The sequence below is a fragment of the Marcopretia estuarina LEGE 06307 genome, assembly GCF_056633115.1.
Genome location: NZ_JBSJOY010000003.1, coordinates 61,984 through 80,297 on the forward strand (window position 1 = coordinate 61,984; position 18,314 = coordinate 80,297).

Annotated in this window: 17 protein-coding genes and 1 other RNA gene; 5 read left to right on the top strand and 13 right to left on the bottom strand. The window is 66.2% G+C overall.

The window, feature by feature from the left end:
* Positions 1 to 1,869, top strand: a complete 1,869-nt coding sequence (locus ACWJI3_RS07870; protein ID WP_480203403.1) for a GGDEF domain-containing protein — start codon at positions 1 to 3, stop codon at positions 1,867 to 1,869.
* 56 nt (positions 1,870 to 1,925) lie between these two features.
* Here the strand turns inward: ACWJI3_RS07870 and ACWJI3_RS07875 are convergent, their stop codons facing one another.
* The gene (locus ACWJI3_RS07875) at positions 1,926 to 2,168 is read right to left on the bottom strand and encodes a hypothetical protein (RefSeq protein WP_094510467.1); all 243 of its coding nucleotides are present in this window, start codon (positions 2,166 to 2,168) and stop codon (positions 1,926 to 1,928) included.
* 103 nt (positions 2,169 to 2,271) lie between these two features.
* Here ACWJI3_RS07875 and ACWJI3_RS07880 point away from each other — a divergent pair, with 103 nt between their 5' ends.
* Positions 2,272 to 3,465, top strand: a complete 1,194-nt coding sequence (locus tag ACWJI3_RS07880; RefSeq protein WP_255099736.1) for a glycosyltransferase — start codon at positions 2,272 to 2,274, stop codon at positions 3,463 to 3,465.
* Positions 3,466 to 3,724: 259 nt separating this feature from the next.
* Positions 3,725 to 4,555, top strand: a complete 831-nt coding sequence (locus ACWJI3_RS07885) for an undecaprenyl-phosphate galactose phosphotransferase family protein (RefSeq protein ID WP_255099737.1) — start codon at positions 3,725 to 3,727, stop codon at positions 4,553 to 4,555.
* A gap of 124 nt (positions 4,556 to 4,679) precedes the next feature.
* Here ACWJI3_RS07885 and ACWJI3_RS07890 read toward each other — a convergent pair whose 3' ends face one another.
* The 6 genes from ACWJI3_RS07890 to ACWJI3_RS07915 form a co-directional block, all read right to left on the bottom strand.
* On the bottom strand, positions 4,680 to 5,816 hold the full coding sequence (locus tag ACWJI3_RS07890; protein WP_480203404.1) for a CobD/CbiB family cobalamin biosynthesis protein: 1,137 nt from the start codon (positions 5,814 to 5,816) through the stop codon (positions 4,680 to 4,682).
* Positions 5,813 to 7,108 carry a hypothetical protein gene (locus tag ACWJI3_RS07895; RefSeq protein WP_480203405.1) on the bottom strand — a complete coding sequence of 432 codons (1,296 nt, stop codon included), beginning with the start codon at positions 7,106 to 7,108 and terminating at the stop codon, positions 5,813 to 5,815. Before ACWJI3_RS07895 ends, ACWJI3_RS07890 begins: the two co-directional genes overlap by 4 nt.
* A 16-nt stretch (positions 7,109 to 7,124) precedes the next feature.
* On the bottom strand, positions 7,125 to 8,120 hold the full coding sequence (gene ilvC, locus ACWJI3_RS07900; protein WP_094510353.1) for a ketol-acid reductoisomerase: 996 nt from the start codon (positions 8,118 to 8,120) through the stop codon (positions 7,125 to 7,127).
* Positions 8,121 to 8,179: 59 nt separating this feature from the next.
* Positions 8,180 to 8,782: an ATP-dependent Clp protease proteolytic subunit gene (locus ACWJI3_RS07905; RefSeq protein ID WP_094510352.1), complete on the bottom strand. Its 603-nt coding sequence runs from the start codon at positions 8,780 to 8,782 to the stop codon at positions 8,180 to 8,182.
* Positions 8,783 to 8,867: 85 nt separating this feature from the next.
* Positions 8,868 to 9,539, bottom strand: coding sequence for an ATP-dependent Clp protease proteolytic subunit (locus tag ACWJI3_RS07910; protein WP_094510351.1), 672 nt, complete (start codon positions 9,537 to 9,539; stop codon positions 8,868 to 8,870).
* Between the two features lie 30 nt (positions 9,540 to 9,569).
* The gene (locus ACWJI3_RS07915; RefSeq protein WP_094510350.1) at positions 9,570 to 10,682 is read right to left on the bottom strand and encodes a PIN/TRAM domain-containing protein; all 1,113 of its coding nucleotides are present in this window, start codon (positions 10,680 to 10,682) and stop codon (positions 9,570 to 9,572) included.
* An 89-nt stretch (positions 10,683 to 10,771) separates the two neighbouring features.
* On the opposite strand from ACWJI3_RS07915, the gene hemW reads away from it, so the two are divergent.
* Positions 10,772 to 12,073, top strand: a complete 1,302-nt coding sequence (gene hemW, locus ACWJI3_RS07920) for a radical SAM family heme chaperone HemW (RefSeq protein ID WP_480203406.1) — start codon at positions 10,772 to 10,774, stop codon at positions 12,071 to 12,073.
* On the opposite strand, the gene panB is transcribed toward hemW, so the two are convergent.
* Positions 11,955 to 12,767, bottom strand: a complete 813-nt coding sequence (gene panB, locus ACWJI3_RS07925) for a 3-methyl-2-oxobutanoate hydroxymethyltransferase (RefSeq protein WP_094510463.1) — start codon at positions 12,765 to 12,767, stop codon at positions 11,955 to 11,957. The two genes, hemW and panB, sit on opposite strands and share 119 nt — an antisense overlap.
* Positions 12,768 to 12,813: 46 nt before the next feature.
* Here panB and ffs point away from each other — a divergent pair.
* Positions 12,814 to 12,910, top strand: an RNA gene (gene ffs / locus ACWJI3_RS07930) — signal recognition particle sRNA small type.
* A gap of 173 nt (positions 12,911 to 13,083) precedes the next feature.
* Here the strand turns inward: ffs and ftsZ are convergent.
* The 5 genes from ftsZ to miaB form a co-directional block, all read right to left on the bottom strand.
* The gene (gene ftsZ, locus ACWJI3_RS07935; protein WP_399220081.1) at positions 13,084 to 14,244 is read right to left on the bottom strand and encodes a cell division protein FtsZ; all 1,161 of its coding nucleotides are present in this window, start codon (positions 14,242 to 14,244) and stop codon (positions 13,084 to 13,086) included.
* Between the two features lie 169 nt (positions 14,245 to 14,413).
* A complete protein-coding gene (locus ACWJI3_RS07940; RefSeq protein ID WP_233132719.1) occupies positions 14,414 to 15,256 on the bottom strand; it encodes a cell division protein FtsQ/DivIB in 843 nt (280 codons plus the stop codon).
* Entirely contained in the window at positions 15,253 to 15,663 is a 411-nt protein-coding gene (locus ACWJI3_RS07945; protein WP_094510347.1) for a hypothetical protein, read from the bottom strand. The genes ACWJI3_RS07940 and ACWJI3_RS07945 overlap by 4 nt, the downstream gene beginning before the upstream one ends.
* The gene (locus ACWJI3_RS07950; RefSeq protein ID WP_094510346.1) at positions 15,660 to 16,757 is read right to left on the bottom strand and encodes a D-alanine--D-alanine ligase family protein; all 1,098 of its coding nucleotides are present in this window, start codon (positions 16,755 to 16,757) and stop codon (positions 15,660 to 15,662) included. The genes ACWJI3_RS07945 and ACWJI3_RS07950 overlap by 4 nt, the downstream gene beginning before the upstream one ends.
* 73 nt (positions 16,758 to 16,830) lie before the next feature.
* Positions 16,831 to 18,267, bottom strand: coding sequence for a tRNA (N6-isopentenyl adenosine(37)-C2)-methylthiotransferase MiaB (miaB, locus tag ACWJI3_RS07955; RefSeq protein WP_480203407.1), 1,437 nt, complete (start codon positions 18,265 to 18,267; stop codon positions 16,831 to 16,833).
* Positions 18,268 to 18,314 lie beyond the last annotated feature (47 nt).

An 18,314-nucleotide genomic window follows, 5' to 3' on the forward strand; every position in this document is an offset into this window, starting at 1 on the left:
TTGGAGCCATTTCCTTCCGGAAAACACTTTTTGCCGGCCCGCCAACCACATCCCACGATCCCGGCCTTTGCCATACTCCTCTGGGGGGCCATCTTTGGCACCCTAATCAATGTTCCAATTACGATTGGCATTCATATCTTTTTTGGCTCGATCTTTGCCGTTCTTGCACTCCTCATCTGGCAGCAGTGGTGGGGATTGGCCATCGGCGGGCTCGCAGCACTTGTCACCTGGGCCACATGGGGGCATCCGTGGGGAACAATTATTTATGTTCTTGAAATCACCTGGCTATCGGTTGCCACAAACAGGGAGTCCAAGGCCCAGGAACGCGTTATCAACGATCGCATCATCCTTCACGATCTGACGTTTTGGCTTCTTGCTGGCATCCCACTTACATTCGTTTTCTATCACCTATTCCTGGGAGTTGATCTTACCCCTACTACCCTTATCGCTCTCAAACAGGCCGTCAATGGGGTCCTCAATACCTTGATGGCCGTGTTGCTGGTCCTGGTTTATCGGCTGTGGATCCGACCAAGGCCGGATCAGAGCGTTTCCATACGAACGGCAATATTCGCCTTTGGCCTTCTCTCCTTGCTCACGCCTTCACTGATCACATGGGGGCTGTCTGCGAATCAACTCGTCAAAGTCTCGCAACGCGATGAACTGAACAACTTGGTCAACATTGCTCATGCCTCCCGATCCCTTCCCGATTCCTTTTTGAAAGACAAAGGATCAGATTTTTGGATTGGCAGAGAGCGTGTTGCAATTGAAAGAGAACGCAAAGTCACCACCCAATACAGCCAGACCAAAGTCAGCAGAGTCAATTCAAACCCAGCTCTTTTCCACATCCTGGATCACCAGTACGTGAATGGCAGCGCAAAATTCATCACTCAGAATGGACTCACGATCTTGATCCCTCAAGAAGGCGATGTTCCCCTCATGAAGCTACTGAATAGCTACTGGGAAACAAAAGTTCAAATGCTAAATCAGGATTCCCAAGGGACTTCTCCCCTTGCCTCCAATGAGGTGATCACACGCGTTGTCTCTCCAGCGGCCCCACTCATCAGGAAGCTACAGAGGGAATCCTTGCATACTTTTGGCCTTCTTGGCTTGTTGTTGCTTGTAGGGGTCTTGATCACCGAACAGCTTGCCAGGATGTTTGAGAATGAAATACAGAAGCTATTGAAGCCATTGACATCCGAGCCACGGGCCGAACTCTCAGGAGAATCGAGCATGCTGATGCCAACCTTGGCTGTAACCGCAATCAGCGAATTCGCCACAATGATCAATCTGATCAACATGCGAATTCAACGAATCAATCAGCTTACGCTTGAGCTCGCTCGCTCTCGCGATCAGATGGCCGAGCTGAGCATGACAGATGCGCTCACTGGCTGCAGAAATCGGCGTGATTTTCATTTGCGTTTAGGAGAGGAAGTGGCCAGAGCCAAGCGAAGTCAGCATCCCTTGACGGGGATTCTTCTTGATATCGATCACTTCAAGGAGATTAACGATCGCTTCGGACACCCCTTTGGAGACAAAGCACTTCAGGCCGTAGCCCATGCGGTCAGCACCGGCATACGGGCGACTGACTATTGTTTTCGCTATGGAGGCGAGGAGTTTGTGATCCTGTTGATTGACTGCCCACAGGACCGAGCTCTGGTGATCGCTGAATCTTTGCGGTTCAAAGTGCAGGAGCTAAGGATCTCTAGCGGAGATGTTGCCACCTCGGTGAGCATGAGTCTCGGAGTCGCTTCGCTGCACCTTGAGGAAGACGACGCGGATACCTTCCTGGCACGCATGGACAAAGCGCTTTACACGGCAAAACGCAGCGGACGCAACAGTGTCGTGGTAGCCCCGGCTTATGAGCACTAAGACCAATCCGGCTGGCTGCGCCGACGGAGAAATGACTCGGTAGCTTTCCGCAGGCCTCAGGAATGGAACAGCAGCACCAGGCCCTTACGGAGCTGGTGAAACTCGCGCTCCTCCCGGCTCAGATCCAGACCCACCAGCAGGCCTTCCTTCAGTGCCACCTCAAAGGGAGGTACAGCTGGCGGTTGACCCGCACGCCAAAGCGCGGCGATGCCTACAGCCGTGGCATGCCACTGGAAGCAGTCGGTCTCGCCGATCGAGGGTTCCTCGAGGGCGTCTTCAAGCAGATCGCGAATCGGCATGGCGACCATGGACTGGGTTCAGCATCCAGACCAGCGGCAGGGATGGCAATCCACTGAGAGCTTTCGTGACCTCGCAGGCCATCGGAGCGCCTACCGTGCCGCCATGCCCAGGGTGCCCGACCAGATCGCCCTCGTTCACGAGTGGTTCACCCCCCGGTCCGTGGGCGGCTCGGAGCTGGTGGTCCAGGAAATGGACGCCCTGCTGCATCCGCACCTGTTCGCGCTTGTGGACGGGGAAAGCCGCCGGCCCCAGAGCTGGCTGCACAGGCGCACGATCCGCACCTCCTTCATCCAGCAACTGCCCTGGGGGGTCAGTCACGTGCAGCAGTATCTGCCCCTGCTGCCCCTGGCGATCGAACAGCTCGACCTGCGGGGCTATCCGCTGGTGCTGAGCAGCTCCCATCTGGTGGCCAAGGGCGTGCTCACCGACCCCGAACAGCTGCACGTCAGTTACGTGCACACCCCGGTGCGCTATGCCTGGGACCAGATGCACGCCTACCTGTCGCGCTCCGCCATCGCCCGCAGTCCGCTGGGGCCGCTGCTGCGCTGGCAGCTGCACCAACTACGTCAGTGGGACGTGGTCAGTGCCGGTCGCGTCGATCGGATCCTCGCCAACTCCCGCTTCACCGCACGCCGCATCCGGCGCTACTGGGGCCGCCGTAGTGCGGTGCTGCACCCACCGGTGGCGGTCGATCGCTTCGATTGCCATCTGCCCCGCGACGACTTCTATCTCTCCGTCTGCCGGTTGGTGCCCTACAAGCGGGTGGACCTGATGGTGGAGGCCTTCAACCGCACCGGTCTGCCGTTGTGGCTGGTGGGTGACGGGCCGGAACGGCAGCGCCTGGAGCAGCTGGCGGGTCCGAGCGTGCGTTTCCTCGGGCGCTGTTCGGAGGAGGAGGTGAACGGCCTGATGGGTCGCTGCCGAGCATTTCTGCATGCCGGCCTGGAGGATTTCGGCATCGCGCCGGTGGAGGCCATGGCGGCGGGAGCGCCAGTGATCGGTCTGGGGCAGGGGGGCCTGCTCGACAGTGTCCGTTGCCTCAACAGCGGCAGCGCGCACCCCACCGGCCTGTTGTTCGACGCGCCCACCAGCTCCAGCCTCGTGGCAGCACTGGAGCAGTTCGAACAGCAACGCCTCTGGTCCCGGTTCCCGCCCGAGCGGCAACGGGCATGGGCCGAGACCTTCGCCCCCGAGCGCTTCCGGGAGCGGCTGCTGGGCTTGCTGGAGCGCTACTGGCAGCAGCACGGGGTCCGCCTGAGTCAGGGCCGTCAGCCCCTTCCATGGCCCCAGGGCTGAGCCACGGCTCCAAGGGAACGCACACTCTGAGTTGAGCCTGCCGGAGCCGAGCGGCTTGCCAGAGCGCGCAAAGGTAAGCATCGCTCAGAGTTGAACAGAGCCCCATGGTGAGCAGGGCGCTGCGTCGTGCGGCAGTTTGCGTCCAGAACTGTGGACCTCAAGGGTGCTGAGAGGCCCTGGCTGTGCCTCTGGTCTGAGTGACCTTGCTGGCTTGTGGGAGAACAAAACGATTTTTAGAGTTTCAACACCAAGGGGTGAGATGGTGAACGCCAGCAGCAACCCCTACAGACCCGCCACCCTGCCACCGTTCCTGTCCGCATCAGCGACCCCTTCCACCCTTTCCCACTCCGCCGCCCTGTCCGCCACTTCCTCCGCCATCACCCCGCTGCCAGGCAGGAGATCCGCACTCACTGCCGTGCCGACTTCCCGCGATCGGCCCACCGCGGCGCAATTGATCGAAGCCCAGAGCACCACATCCCGGGTGGTCAAGCGGACCGGTGACATCGTCTTTTCGCTGGCGGTGCTAGGGCTCGGTAGCCCGTTGTTCCTGATGTTGGCAGCCCTAGTAAAGGTGAGTTCGCCTGGGCCGGTGTTCTACGTGCAGCGGCGCATCGGACGGGGCTTCCGCGATTTCGGTTGCATCAAATTCCGCACCATGCGTAAAGATGCTGACCTCATGCTTCAGGCGTTGCTCGAGCAATCCCCTGAACTCAAACGCGAATACGGCAAGGATTTCAAACTCAAGGCCGATCCCAGGATCACACCGATTGGCCGCTTTCTGCGTCGCTCCAGCCTTGATGAGCTGCCCCAATTCCTCAATGTGCTTCGAGGTGAAATGAGCGTGGTGGGTCCCCGGCCGATCGTCAGGGACGAGCTCAGGCGCTACGGGCGCCGCATGAATGAGGTGCTGGCAGTAAGGCCCGGGATTACCGGCCTCTGGCAGGTGTCGGGGCGCAACAATCTCCGCTACGCCGAACGGGTGCGGATGGATGTGGCCTATGCCCGCCACCGCAGCTTCCGCGCCGATCTTTCGATCATTCTGCGCACTGTGGGCGTGGTCCTCTTCCCGAGAGACCGCGGCGCATACTGAGCAACGCAGACTGGTTGGCGTCCGGCAAACCGAGTTTTCCGAGCGCAGCCAGCCGCGTCTGACGGCATTGGAAGCCAATCAGTCGCAGGCAGCCAGAGTCAAGCCGCGCGTGGACAACCAGGAGTCAACGCGGTCTCAGGTCCGCGATGAGCACCAGCAGCGGCAACGCCACGAGCAGCCACAGCAGCTCCAGTTGCCGGGACAGCCGCAACAGGCGCTCCACGCCTGCCTGGTCTGCTGCCGGCCAGCCCGCCCCGAGCAACGGTTTGTCGATCCGCACACCGCCGTAGTGATTGGCGCCGCCAAGGCGCAGGTGGGCGGCGGCAGCGAAGGCCGCCTGCGACACGCCCGCATTCGGCGACGGGTCGGGGCCGCCCTCCCGCAAGGCCAGCCGCAGCTGGGCCACGGCCTGCGAACGGCCGGCCTGCAACAGCGGGAGGGTGAGTGCCACCAGACGGCAGGGCAACCAGGTGAGCAGGTCGTCGAGCCGGGCGCCGGCGGTGCCCAGCCAGCGCAGCCGCCCACGCCGGTACCCCAGCATCGAATCCAGCGTGCTGCTGGCCTTGAAGGCCCAGCCGAGCGCCAGCGGCCCGGGCACAGGGGGCACACCGTGGGCCAGGGTGTGCCCAGTCACGATCAGACCGTCTGCGGAGACCATCAGGCCCGCTGCGGGCGGCATCAATCCAGCCGTCAGCCAGAGGCCGGCGCCCACAAGCAGCCAGAAGAGCGGGGCAAACAGCCCGTCCACGCTGTTTTCGGCGGCGGTTTCTGCGGCTGCCCGCAGGATGCCGGCCTCGTCCAGCTGGTCGACGTCACGGCCCACGATCCACGCCAGGCGACCCCTGGCCTCCGCCAGTGCCTCGGGAGAGGGCGGGGCCTCGGCCGGATGCCGCTCCAGCGGCGCCACCGCCGCCCGCACCGCCTGCTCCAGGCCTGCTCCCGCCAGGCAGCTGGTCAGGCCCAGCCAGAGCAGCGGCAGACCCAGCGCCGGCTGGCGCCAGGCCAGCGCCTCCAGCAGCCAACCGGCGCCAGCACTGCCGCCCACCAAGAGCACGGTGATGCAGGCACCGGCCAGGCGAAGCCGCCCAGGCCGATCGCCGGCCCAGGCTTCGGCGCTCCGACGCAAGACGCTGATCCACCAACCCATCACCTGCACCGGATGCAGCCAGCCGGCGGGATCGCCGAGCCAGCGGTCAAGTCCGCAGGCCGCTGCCACGGTCAGCCAGGCCAGCAGGGCAGCAGCTGCACCGCTGCTGCTCAAGCCAGTCCTCGGCGGCGGCCCGCCAGTGACAGGGGCACGGCGGCGGCGGCGAACGCCAGCACCTGCAGGGGCAGCGCCAGAGGCAGACCAAGCAACTGGGCGGTGCCGCCCATCAGCAGGCTGCCGGCCAGGGCTCCGACACCACTGGAGCGCGCCAGGATCTGCCACCGCAGCGGCTCGTCCGTGGCGGAGTCATCTGGATGAGTGTCCAGCGTGGCCACCAGCCGGGCATCGCTCAAAGCGGCCAGGGCCCCCATCGGCAGGAACAGCACCAGGGGGCCCCAGCCCGGCAGCCACTGGGTGGCCGCCAGCGTGAAGGCCAGCAGGAGGTAGGGAAGGCCCCGGGCCGGATGCAGCCGCCACGGCCCGGGGTGCGCCGCTGCGGCAACGAGGGCAGGCGGGGACGGCAGGGAGCCAGCGGGTCCTGCGGCGGCGAGGAGGCGTCCCAGCCCGTAGGCGGTGAGCACCATGCCGAAATCGAAGCAGCTGCCCCCCCCGAGCTGACGCACCCAGAGGGGCAGCAAGCCGAACAGGCTGCCGAACAGAATCCCCTGCAGGCAGCAGCGCCAGTTCAAGGACACGCCGCCGCCAGGGTTGGCCCCAGCGGCCGCCGCCACTGCGGTGGAAGCGGCTACGGCGGTGGCGGCGGAAGCTGTTAAGGCCGTAGAGGATCCTGCTGAGGCGAGATCTGGGCCTGAGCGAGGGGGGAGGTGGCGACGACCCGGGCGGCGCGAGAGCAGGGCAGCAGGCAGCAGCGGCAGCAGCAGCACGAGTGCCTGCGAGAACTGCAGCACCGCCTTGCCGATCGGAAACAGCAGGGCCGTGAGCAGGTGGCCCAGCAGGGCGCCGAGCTCGGAGCCGGAGCGCAGACGCCGCATTGAAATCCCCTGGGCTCCCACCAGGAACCGCTGCAGCGGCAGCTGGCCGATCTGCAGGCCCAGTCCGAACAGCAGCACCGCCAGCAAGGCCAGCGCCAGGGGCAGGACAACACCGCCGCCGACCGCAGCAGAGGCTGCGCCAGTGGCTGAGGCAGTAGCCGTGGCAGGGTCGAGGTTCTGGCCGTGCAGCCCGATGGCCAGCAGCAGCAGGGTGGCGAGCAATTGCAACAGGCTGCCCAGCAACGGCTGCTGCGGTAACGGCATCAGTGCCGCCGCCGTGGCCAGCACGGGCAGGAGGCTGTTGATCAGCGGCGAGGCCGTGAGGCCGCTCACCAGCCAGGCCGCGGACGCCAGGGTGAGGCTGGCGCTTGCCTGGGCACTTCCCCAGGCCAGGGAAAGCAGGCCGCGGCGCATGGCTGGCTGCTCAGGATCAGGCCACTTTGAGCCAGCTGAACATGGCGCGCAGCCCCTTGCCGACCTTCTCGATCGGATGGTGGGCATCGCGCTCGCGGGCGGCGGTCATGGCGGGCTTGCCCGCCTCACATTCGGCCACGAAATTGCGGGCGAAGGTGCCGTCCTGGATGTCGGCGAGGATGCGCTTCATCTCCGCTTTGGTGTCGTCGGTGATCAGGCGCGGGCCGCTCACGTAATCGCCGTATTCGGCGGTATTGGAGATCGAATCGCGCATGGCGGTGAGACCGCCCTTCACCATCAGATCCACGATCAGCTTCACTTCGTGCAGGCACTCGAAATAGGCCAGCTCGGGCTGATAGCCGGCATCCACCAGGGTTTCGAAGCCTGCTTTCACCAGTTCGCTGAGGCCACCGCAGAGCACGGCCTGTTCGCCGAACAGGTCGGTTTCGGTTTCCTCCTTGAAGTTGGTTTCAAGGATGCCGGCGCGGGTGCCGCCGATCGCCTTGGCGTAGGCCATGGCCAGGGGCCGGGCCTGGCCGCTGGCGTCCTGCTCGATCGCGAACAGGGCGGGCACGCCCTGGCCGTTCTGGTATTCCCAGCGCACGGTGTGGCCGGGACCCTTGGGGGCGATCATCACCACGTCAACGTCCTTGGGAGGCACCACCAGGCCGAAGCGGATGTTGAAGCCGTGGGCGAAGCTGAGGATCTTGCCGGCGCTCAGATGGGGCGCGATTTCGGCGTCGTAGACCTTCTTCTGGGTTTCGTCGGGCAGGAGCACCATGATCCAGTCGGCCCGCTCGGCCGCCTCGGCCACGCTGAGCACTTCCAAGCCATCGGCTTTGGCCTTCTCGGCCGAGCGGCTGCCTTCATAAAGGCCCACCACCACATTCACCCCACTGTCCTTGAGGTTCAGGGCATGGGCGTGGCCCTGGGAGCCATAGCCGATGATGGCCACCGTTTTGCCGTCAAGCAGGCTCAGATCGGCGTCGGAGTCGTAGAAAAGCTGGGCCATCCGGCGAATCGGGCAGGGCAAACAGCGACTTTACGGTCGCGCCCCACCCGACCTCGGGCTCAGACCTCGCTGGGGTGGTCGATCACCCGATCGATCAGCCCGTAAGCCTTGGCCTCGGCGGCACTGAGGAAGTAGTCGCGGTCGGTGTCTTTGGCGATCTTCTCCAGGCTCTGGCCGGACATGTCCGCCAGGCTCTGGTTGAGCATGTCCTTGATGCGCAGGATCTCGCGCGCCTCGATCTCGATGTCGCTGGCCTGGCGCTGGCTGGTGCCGCCAAGGGGCTGGTGGATCATGATCCGCGCGTGCGGCAGGGCGAGCCGTTTGCCCTTGGTGCCTGCCGCCAACAGGAAGGCGCCCATGCTGGCCGCCAGACCCACGCAGATGGTGATCACCTCCGACTTCACATACTGGATGGTGTCGAAGATCGCCAGACCCGCCGTGACCGAGCCACCCGGCGAGTTGATGTAGAGGTAGATCGGTTTGCTGTTGTCGTCGGAATCGAGGTAGAGCATCTGCGCCACCAGGCTGTTGGCGATGCCGTCGTTCACCTCCGAGCCCAGAAAGAGAATGCGCTCCACGCCGAGCCGCGTGTAGATGTCCACCCAGCGCTCGTACTGGCTGCCGGGGAGACGGTAAGGAACGCTGGGGGTGCCGATGGGCATGGCGAGGGAGTGGTGAGGGTGCGGAAAACGTTGCGGGAACAGGAAGGCGGAAACAAGCAGGCAGGAGTGGCCGGCCCGCGCGGCATCAGACGGCGCCAGCCAGTGGCACCGGCACCTTCTGGGTGGTGAGGATGCGGTCGATCAGGCCGTATTCCAGAGCCTCGCGGGGGGTGAGGTAGGTCATGCGGTCGGAGTCCTTGCTGAGCTGCTCCACGCTGCGGCCGGTGGTTTCCGAAAGCATCTCCAGCATGGTGCGCTTGTTGGTGAGCACTTCCTGGGCGCGGATCTGGATGTCGCTGGCCTGGCCGCGGGCGCCGGAGCGGGGCTGGTGCAGCACGATCGACGCATGGGGCAGGGCCGCCCGGTGCCCCTTGGCCCCAGCCGAGAGGATCATCGCGGCGGTGCCCATCGCCTGGCCGATGCAGATCGTGTGCACCGGCGGCTTCACGTAGCGGATCGTGTCGCAGATAGCGAAGGCCTCGGTTTCAAAGCCGATCGCGTCACCGGAATACCAGCTGGTGCCGGTGGAATTGATATAGAAGAAGATCGGCTTCTCGGGATTATCGAACTCCAGATAAAGCATCTGGGCGATGATCAGCTCGGTCACGTCCACGCCCATCTGGCGCTTGGCGTCGTCGTCGGAGAAGAGGGGCAGGCCCAGGTAAACGATGCGTTCCTTGAGCAGCAGCGACGGCAGGTCGGGCGGCGGTGTGCGCATCACGGCGGAATCGCCGTAGTAGGGAGCCGACACCGACATCAGGGAACGCCCGGAAAACCTCTTGGGAGCCTAGCGGGGGCCTGCGGGCTGACGGACCTCGGCGGCAGGTCGGGGATCCTCATGGTCGCAGCGGGCGAACACCATGCGGCCGGTGGGCGTCTGCAGGGCGCCCGTGACAGTGACCGGCAGCCGCTGGCCGATGCGCTTGCGGGCAGCCTCCACCACCACCATGGTGCCGTCTTCCAGGTAACCCACGCCCTGATCGGCCTCCTTGCCTTCACGCACGATCTTGAGCTGCAGGGCATCGCCTGGTTGCACCTCAGGCCGCAGGGCCACCACCAGGGCGCTGAGGTTCATCACCTTGAGCTCCTGCACCTGGGCCACCTTGGCCAGGTTGTAGTCAGCGGTGAGCAGGGTGCCGCCGGTGTCGGCGGTGAGCTTGAGCAGCTTCTCGTCGGCGCCGCTGCCCTCGTAGCGGGTGCTGTTCACCACCAGGCGGCGGCCGTAGGTTTCCCGCAGCGCCGCCAGCAGGTTGAGGCCGCGCCGGCCCTTGCCCCTTTTCTCGGCGTTGCCGGAATCGGCCAGTTGCTGCAGTTCGTCGATCACCGCCTGGGCCACGATCACCTGGCCCTCCAGCAATCCCGACTCCAGCAGCCCCCGGATGCGGCCGTCGATGATCACGCTGGTGTCGAGGATCTTGGCGGTGGCGGGCTGCAGCACCCCTTCGGCCACCAGCAACGCCTCGGCGCTGGAGGGGTTGAACAGGCGCAGCAGGGTGCGGCCGTGCACCTCGGCCAGGTTGTAGCCCAGCACGCCGAAGAACACGTTGCTGAGGATCGCCGCCAACGGCTTGACGAACACCACCTCCCAGGGAAGCGGCAGCAGCAGGATCGGCGCCAGCAGCAGGTTGGCCACCAGCAGCCCCAGGATCAAGCCCACCGCCCGGCTCACCAGCAGGTCGGTGGGCATGGTGCGCACCTGCCGCATCAGCCGGCGGCGCAGCAGCTGGAAGAAGAAGCCCGCCAACAGACCGAAGAAGGCACCGAAACCGCCCAGCACCCAGCGCAGGCCCTCCAGATTGGTGACCTGGATCAGCAGGTTTTCCGGCAGCAGATCCACCCCCAGCCAGCCGGTGGCGGCGCCGGAGATGAGAAACAGCAGCAGGATGAGCGGATCCACCATGGGTTCGGTTGTGGGGTCCCTCAGCTCAGGACCTGCAGCATGCCCGATTCCGGTCGCTTTGACCGGGCGTCGTAACCGACCATTTGGCGATGGACATCCCCACCACTGGTGAATCCCGGGGGCCGCGCAGCGCCTATGTGCATATCCCGTTCTGTCAGCGGCGCTGCTTCTACTGCGACTTCGCCGTGGTGCCGCTCGGTGATCGGGCCGATGGCGCCAGCTCCGGCTCGATCCAGGCCTACCTGAAGCTGCTGCTGAGCGAAATCGCCGCCAGCCCCGCCGGCCCGCCGCTCTCCACGGTGTATCTGGGGGGTGGCACACCTTCGCTGCTCACCCCTGGCCAGATCCGCACCGTGCTGGAGGCGTTGAAGCAGCGCTACGGCATCGCCGCCGGGGCCGAGATCACCCTGGAGATGGATCCCGCCAGTTTTGATCGCCCCCGGCTCGATGGTGTGCTGGCGGCGGGGGTGAACCGCGTCAGCCTGGGGGGCCAGAGCTTCGATGACGGGGTGCTGGAACGGCTGGGGCGGCGCCACCGGCGCCGGGATCTGTTGGAAGCGGCCAGCTGGCTGCAGCAGGCGCGCCAGCACGGTGACCTGCGCAGCTGGAGCCTGGATCTGATTCAGGGCCTGCCGCAGCAGGACCTGGCCCACTGGCGCGGGCAACTGGAGCAGGCCCTTGCCCTGAGCCCGCCCCACCTCTCGATCTACGACCTGATCGTGGAGCCCGGCACCGTGTTCGCCAGGCGGCAACAGCAGGGCCAGCTGGAGCTGCCGGAGCCGGATCTGGGCGCCGACCTGATGGATCTCACCGGGGAGCGCCTGCGCGCGGCTGGCTACGGCCACTACGAGATCTCCAACTACGCCAGGCCTGGCCACGCTTCCCGCCATAACCGCGTGTACTGGAGCGGCGCGGGCTGGTGGGGCTTCGGCATGGGTGCCACCTCGGCGCCTTACGGCCTGCGGCTGGCCCGGCCCCGTACCCGCGCGGCCTATGCCGCCTGGTTGACAGAGGGGATGGAACAGCCCAAAGCCACAGAAACAGACCAGCCGGCAACTGAGCCCAGCGGTGGCGGCATGGCGTTCGATGAACTGATGATCGTGGGGCTGCGGCGGCGCGAGGGGGTGGCCATGGCCGAGCTGGCCCGCCGCCATGGCCTCAGCAACGCCGACCTCGAGGATCTGTTGGCCCAGCTCTCAGGCGCCCACTGCCGCGAACTGTTGCGGATCGAGGGGGGGCGCTGGCGGCTCAGCGATCCCGCCGGCCTCGCCCTCAGCAATGCGGTGCTGCGGGTGATGGTCGAATGGTGGGAGCAGCGGGCGTCCAGTCTTCCGTCCATTGGCGCAGGGCCTGCACCGCCAGCTGGCGCCCATCGATCAGTGGCGGACTGAACGGCGGCTGCCGGCTGGTCAGCCCGAGCAGATCGGCCGTGACCCGCACCTGGCCGTCGCAGTCGTCGCCGGCACCGATGCCGATCACAGGAATCGCGAGCTGGCTCCGCAGGCTGGAAGCCAGCGGGGCAGGCACATGCTCCAGCACCAGGGCGAAGCAGCCGGCCGCCTCTAGATCCCTGGCCTGGCGCCGCAACCGTTCCTGGCTGATCGGATCGTTCGCCTGGCGCCGGTAGCCCAGCTGGTGCACCGACTGGGGGGTGAGACCGAGGTGCCCCATCACCGGCACGCCACTGCGCACCAGCCGGTCCACCACCTGCACGGTTTCCGCCTCACCGCCTTCCAGCTTCACCGCCGCCGCCTCGGTTTCCTTCAGCACCCGGCCGGCGGCAGCCATGGCCAGATCACCGCCGCACTGATAACTGAGAAAGGGCAGATCACAGATCACCATGGGCCGCTCCGCCGCAGCGCCCTGTAAGCCGCGGCCCACCGCCTTGGTGTGGTGGATCATTTCCTCCAGCGTGACCGGCAAGGTGGTGGCGTGGCCGAGCACCACCATCGCCAGCGAATCGCCCACAAGCACCGCTTCCACGCCGGCGGCCTGCACCAGCGCCGCCGAGAGGGCATCCCAGGCAGTGAGCACCCGGATCGGCAGACCGGCCTGCTTGCGTTGGATCAGATCTGCAGGGCGCAGGGGCACGCGAGCTAGGGCGCAGGCACCCCCTTGCTAGCATCGCCACGACTCGGACCCACGCGGCCCGGACGCCCAAATCTGGTCAGGCCTGGAAGGGAGCAGCCACACGGGATGCTCCAGGCAGGCGTGGTCTCCGGGTCACCCTCTTCAACACAGGCTTTTCGGCTTTCAACGCAGGCCTTCCGCCGCTGAGACCCGCCGGCCAAGCTGCTACGCCGCTAGCTCTCGATAGAACGGGATCAGCTCGACTGAGATCCGCGCACAGGCCGTAGCTCATCGCCAGACGCCCTAAGGAACCCTCGAGCTGGCTGACGCTTCACTCCTCGCGGAGGTGGGACTGGCGGTTGAGCAGGAAGGGAGGAATCTTGGCGCCGCGGTGATCGGCGGGGGATTCGGCGGCTGGCGGCGTGGCGAAGGAGGGGGTGGAGCGTTCTGAGCGGTAAGGAGCACCACTCTCAAAGCCAGTGGCGATCACGGTCACGTGGATCTCGCCCTCGAGGAGGTCGTCGACGACGGCACCGATGATGATGTTGGCGTCGGGGTCGACCATGTCGTAGATGACCTCCGCCGCGGTGGTCATGTCCTCAAGGGTCATGTCCTTGCCGCCGCTCACATTGATGACACAGCCCTTGGCGCCGTCGATGCGGGCCGATTCCAGCAGCGGGCTGCTCATCGCCGCCTGAGCGGCCTCGATCGCGCGGGAGCGCCCCGAGCCCACGCCGATGCCCAGCAGAGCGGTGCCCGCAAGGGTCATCACCGAGCGCACGTCAGCGAAGTCGACGTTCACCAGGCCCGGTTTGGTGATGATGTCGCTGATGCCCTTGACGCCCTGGCGCAGGACGTCGTCGGCGTGACGGAAGGCTTCCTGAAGGGGAGCGCCGGCAATGGCATCGCGCAGGCGGTCGTTGGGGATGACGATCAGGGTGTCGACGTGCTCCGCCAGACGGGCGATGCCCTCCTCAGCCTGGCGCAGCCGCTTGCGACCCTCGAAACTGAATGGCTTGGTGACGATCCCCACGGTGAGGGCGCCGCACTCCTTGGCCACCTCGGCAAGGATCGGTGCCGCACCGGTGCCCGTGCCACCCCCCATGCCTGCGGCGATGAACACCAGATCGGCACCCTGCATCGCTTCCTGGAGCTCATTGCGGGACTCTTCCGCCGCTTTCTGACCGATGGCAGGGTTGCCACCGGCACCGAGGCCGCGGGTGAGTTTCTGGCCGAGCTGCAGCCGGTTCTGGGCCTGGGAGAGGAGCAGGGCCTGGGCGTCGGTGTTGAGCACTCGGAAGCCCACCCCCTGCAGATCGGAAGCGATCATCCGGTTCACGGCGTTGCTTCCTCCACCACCGACGCCGATCACCTCGATGCGGGCCGTCTGGCTGGGAACGATGCCGTTGCTGCTGGGATGAGAAGAAGTCACGGCGTGTCCGTTGGAGCCAACGTGGTCGACGAGGGGGAGGCCTTCCGGTGCAGTCTCCATCAAGCGCGCTGAACCGTTCATCTCGGACAGCATTATGTCCTTCAGGTGCGGGAAAAGGATTGTCTGATCCCACACATTCGCCCGAATCTTCCATTCTCGCAACCGAGCCCGTCAGGTGAGGAGAAAGGCCTGAGCGCACGGGCTGGCAGCTGCAACGGCATCGGTGGTCTCAGTTGGTAGTGGGTGGGGTACGGCGAGGGGCGGCAGACGCAGGCGTGCGCACGCTGAGGCCCAGTTCCGGTCGGTCGGGATCGCTCAGATCGATCGTGTTCACCGGCTTGCCCTTCACCCGGGCGGGAAGCTCCTCTTCCAGATGCTCCAGCACCTCGAGGCGACGGGTGAGCTGGCCATCTGGGGGCCCCAGGCGCACCTCGCCCAGGTTGCGGGTGAGCAGCACGATTGTGCCGGTGGGCTCGAAGCGGATCTGGCTGAGGTTTCCACCCAGCTGTTCCCGTTCAGCCAACACCTGGGCCAGGGGCGCTCGGTAGGCCGGCTGCCAGCCCAGCACCAGCAGGCTGCTGGGTGAGACGCCGCCGGATTTGGCCGTCAGCTGGTGGGGGCCGCAGTTCATCCAGTTGCCGAGCCGGTCCACACAGCCCCGCTGGAGGCCGGCAGGGGTGCGCCGTTCAGCCATGGCCACCGCCTGGCGATCGACCAGATCGATGCGCAGACGGGGCGGCAGCATCAGGCGCTGGACGCCCACCTGCTCCACCGGCAACGTCGCCGCCAGCCGGTCCTTGAGCTCCCGTGGCTGCAGGCTCAACAGGGTGAGTGGAAAGCGCAGCTGGGCGGCGCGGATCACCTCCTCGCGGCTCACCTGCTCACTGCCGATCACCAGCACCTGATCCGGCCCCCGCAACGACCAGCCCTGGCGCAGCAGCCCGTACCCCAGACCGGCGGCACCAGCGGAGAGCAGCAGCAGACGCCAGACATTGCGCAGGCGTTCATTGCGGCGCTGAAGGCGCAACTGGCGGCGCCGCTCCACCCCAGGAGGCAGAGGGGCCTGGCTCACAGCTCGCAACGGGAGCGGGCCATCAGGTCGTGCATCCAGCGGCGTGCACGCTCGGCATCGGAGAAGGGCACATCCTTCTGCACCCCGTTGCCCACCAGCCTGAGCCGGCAGCTGCCCTGGCTTTCTTCGGTGAGCGGCGCATCACCGGATCCAAGCGCCATCAGCTCAAGCAATTCCAGCTTGCTGATCTGGAACTCGCCCTGGGGCTTGAGTTGCCCCGCTTCAAACGTGCTCCAGATCAGCTGGCCGTCGCGCAGGAGCGCCGCCCCACAGCCATCGAGCTTGGCCAGCTCCGCCCCCAAGGCCCAGTCGCGGAAGAGACGCTGCCGCCGGCGCTCCAGCCAGCCCAGCGCCGTGAGCAATACAAACACCAGCAGCAGCGGGAGCCAGAGCAATCCGTGCGTCATGCCGCCTGAGCTCCTGCCTGCAGATCACGGCGTGATTCTCTCGCCAACTGAACCAACTCGTGCACCAGACCCTCCAGTGGAAGGTCAGTGGCCTCCCAGAGCATCGGATACATGCTCTGGGAGGTGAAGCCCGGCAGCGTGTTGATCTCGTTGAGCCAGAGATCGCCGCTGGCCTCGTCGTAGAAGAAATCCACCCGGGCGAGCCCCTCGGCCGCCACCGCCCGGCAGGCCTCGATGGCCATGGCCCGCGCCCGCTCGCTCACCGGCTCCGCCACCGGCGCCGGGATCAGGGTGTGGCTGAGCCCTTCGCTGTACTTGGCGGTGTAGTCGTACCAGTCGGCGTCGAAGCGGATCTCGCCCACCACCGAGGCGCGCAGCTGGCGTTTGCCCAGCACGGCGCACTCCAGCTCCCGCACCTTCACGCCCCGTTCCACCACCAGGCGGTGGTCATGGCGGGCCGCTTCCCGCAGCCCGGCCAGCAGGCTGGGACGGTCGATCGCCTTGCTGATGCCCACGGAAGAGCCGAGGTTGGCCGGTTTGATGAAGCAGGGGTAGCCAAGATGGTGCTCCAGTCGCTCGAGCAGCTTCAGGGGAACACCCTGGCCCTCCAGTTCTGCGGCATCCACGCCCTGGTAAGCCACCTGGGGCAGACCGGCGGCGGCGAAGGCGGCCTTCATCGCCAGCTTGTCCATGCCCACGGCGGAGCCGAGCACGCCGGATCCCACGAAGGGCACCTGCATGAGGCTGAACAGCCCCTGGATGGTGCCGTCCTCGCCGTTGGGGCCATGCAGCACCGGAAACCACACCTCCACATCAGCGGCGCCGGTGGGCAGGCCCTGGAAGCCGGCGCGCACCGGGGTGGCCGGCAACTGGTCGGCCGCCGGTGGCACGCCCTGGGCCAGCACCGCATCGGCCACCGCCGGCGGCCACCAGTGGCCCTGCAGGTCGATGTAGAAACAGCAGAGGCGGTAGCGGCCGACGTTGGCGCCACGGCGCAGGGCACCGGCCACCGTGACCGCCGAGCGGATCGAGACCGCGTGCTCCCCGGAGACCCCTCCGAACACCAGTCCGATCGTGCACGGGGCTGAGGGCATGGCGTCAGTCAGGCCGCAGGGCCGAAAGCGAGAGGCCAAACGTATCAGTGCTGGGAAGACGCGGCCCGCCGGCTCAGCAGCTCAGTGCCGGCACACGCGGCAGGCCGGAGAGCGAAAACGCCCGCACCGACTCAATCCTGACCGGCACCAGCGACCCCGGTTGGATCGTCCCTGCCCCCGGGGCTGCTCCCTGCTGTGCCCGGGCTGCCGCAGGGTCAGCCTCAGCGGCGGGGAAAAAGGTGAGCCGATTGGTGCGGGTGCGGCCCATCCACTGATCGGGATGCCTGGGGTTGAGCCCCTCCACCAGCACCTCTTCGGTGCGGCCCAGATAACGCAGGCTCCGCGCCCGGGCGGTGGTCTCCACCAGGGCATTGATCTCCTGGAGCCGTTCCACCTTCACGCCTTCACTCAGCTGGCCGGGCCAGCCGGCGGCGGGGGTACCGGGGCGGGGCGAGTACGCAGCGGTGTTGACCTGGTCGAAGCCGATCTCCTCGATCAGGGCCAGGGTGCGGCGGAACTGGGCATCGGTTTCGCCGGGGAAGGCCACGATCACGTCGGCACTGATCGCCGCATCGGGCATGCGTTCCCGGATGCGCTCAAGGATGCGGCGGTAGCGCTCCACCGTGTAGCCCCGCGCCATCGCCTTGAGCACGTCGTCGTCGCCGCTCTGGAAGGGGATGTGGAAGTGCTCGCACACCTTGGGCAGCACGGCACAGGCCTCGATCAACCGTTCGGTGAAGTAGCGGGGGTGGCTGGTGGCGAAGCGGATCCGCTCGATCCCCTCCACGTCGTGCACCGCATGGAGCAGGTCGGTGAGGGTGTGCGCGCGGCGGCCCTCCGGGGTGATGCCGGGCAGGTCGCGGCCATAGGCATCGATGTTCTGGCCCAGCAGGGTGATCTCCTTGAAGCCCCGTGCCGCCAGCCCCTCGATCTCCAGCCGGATGGCCTGCGGGGTGCGGCTCTGCTCCTGGCCCCGCACCGCGGGCACCACGCAGTAGGTGCAGCGCTCGTTGCAGCCGTAGATCACGTTGACCCAGCCGCAGACGGCGCTGTCGCGGCGGGCGGTGGTGATGTCTTCGAGGATGTGGTGGTCGTCGGTGGCGACCACCTGCTGACCGCTGGCCACCTGCTCCAGCAGGGTGCCGAGCCGGTTGGCGTGCTGGGGGCCCATCACCAGATCAAGCTCGGGCACGCGCCTCAGCAGCGCCGCTCCCTCCTGCTGGGCCACGCAGCCCGCCACCACCAGGGTCAGGTGGGGATTGATGCGTTTGCGCTGGGCCTGGCGGCCCAGATAGCTGTAGACCTTCTGTTCTGCGTTGTCGCGGATCGTGCAGGTGTTGTAAAGCACCAGATCAGCGGAATGTTCATCGCTGCCTGCGGCGTAGCCCATGGCTTCGAGGATTCCGGCCATGCGCTCGGAATCGGCCTTGTTCATCTGGCAGCCGAAGGTGGTGATCCAGTAGCTGCCTTTGGTGGGTGGGGTCGCGCTCATCGCACCAGTTTCGGCCATGGCATGGATCCCTGGGCAGGGTGCGTCTGCGGATCACGGCGCGAGGA

Bases quoted from the DNA above. Each gene is read 5' to 3' on its own strand.
- hemW (WP_480203406.1), top strand. From the start codon at position 10,772: ATGGACATCCCCACCACTGGTGAATCCCGGGGGCCGCGCAGCGCCTAT.
- ACWJI3_RS07910 (WP_094510351.1), bottom strand. From the start codon at position 9,539: ATGTCGGTGTCGGCTCCCTACTACGGCGATTCCGCCGTGATGCGCACA.
- ACWJI3_RS07945 (WP_094510347.1), bottom strand. From the start codon at position 15,663: ATGACGCACGGATTGCTCTGGCTCCCGCTGCTGCTGGTGTTTGTATTG.
- ftsZ (WP_399220081.1), bottom strand. From the start codon at position 14,244: ATGGAGACTGCACCGGAAGGCCTCCCCCTCGTCGACCACGTTGGCTCC.
- miaB (WP_480203407.1), bottom strand. From the start codon at position 18,267: ATGGCCGAAACTGGTGCGATGAGCGCGACCCCACCCACCAAAGGCAGC.
- ACWJI3_RS07950 (WP_094510346.1), bottom strand. From the start codon at position 16,757: ATGCCCTCAGCCCCGTGCACGATCGGACTGGTGTTCGGAGGGGTCTCC.
- ACWJI3_RS07880 (WP_255099736.1), top strand. From the start codon at position 2,272: ATGCCCAGGGTGCCCGACCAGATCGCCCTCGTTCACGAGTGGTTCACC.
- ilvC (WP_094510353.1), bottom strand. From the start codon at position 8,120: ATGGCCCAGCTTTTCTACGACTCCGACGCCGATCTGAGCCTGCTTGAC.
- ACWJI3_RS07885 (WP_255099737.1), top strand. From the start codon at position 3,725: ATGGTGAACGCCAGCAGCAACCCCTACAGACCCGCCACCCTGCCACCG.
- ACWJI3_RS07875 (WP_094510467.1), bottom strand. From the start codon at position 2,168: ATGCCGATTCGCGATCTGCTTGAAGACGCCCTCGAGGAACCCTCGATC.
- ACWJI3_RS07915 (WP_094510350.1), bottom strand. From the start codon at position 10,682: ATGGTGGATCCGCTCATCCTGCTGCTGTTTCTCATCTCCGGCGCCGCC.
- ACWJI3_RS07895 (WP_480203405.1), bottom strand. From the start codon at position 7,108: ATGCGCCGCGGCCTGCTTTCCCTGGCCTGGGGAAGTGCCCAGGCAAGC.
- ACWJI3_RS07905 (WP_094510352.1), bottom strand. From the start codon at position 8,782: ATGCCCATCGGCACCCCCAGCGTTCCTTACCGTCTCCCCGGCAGCCAG.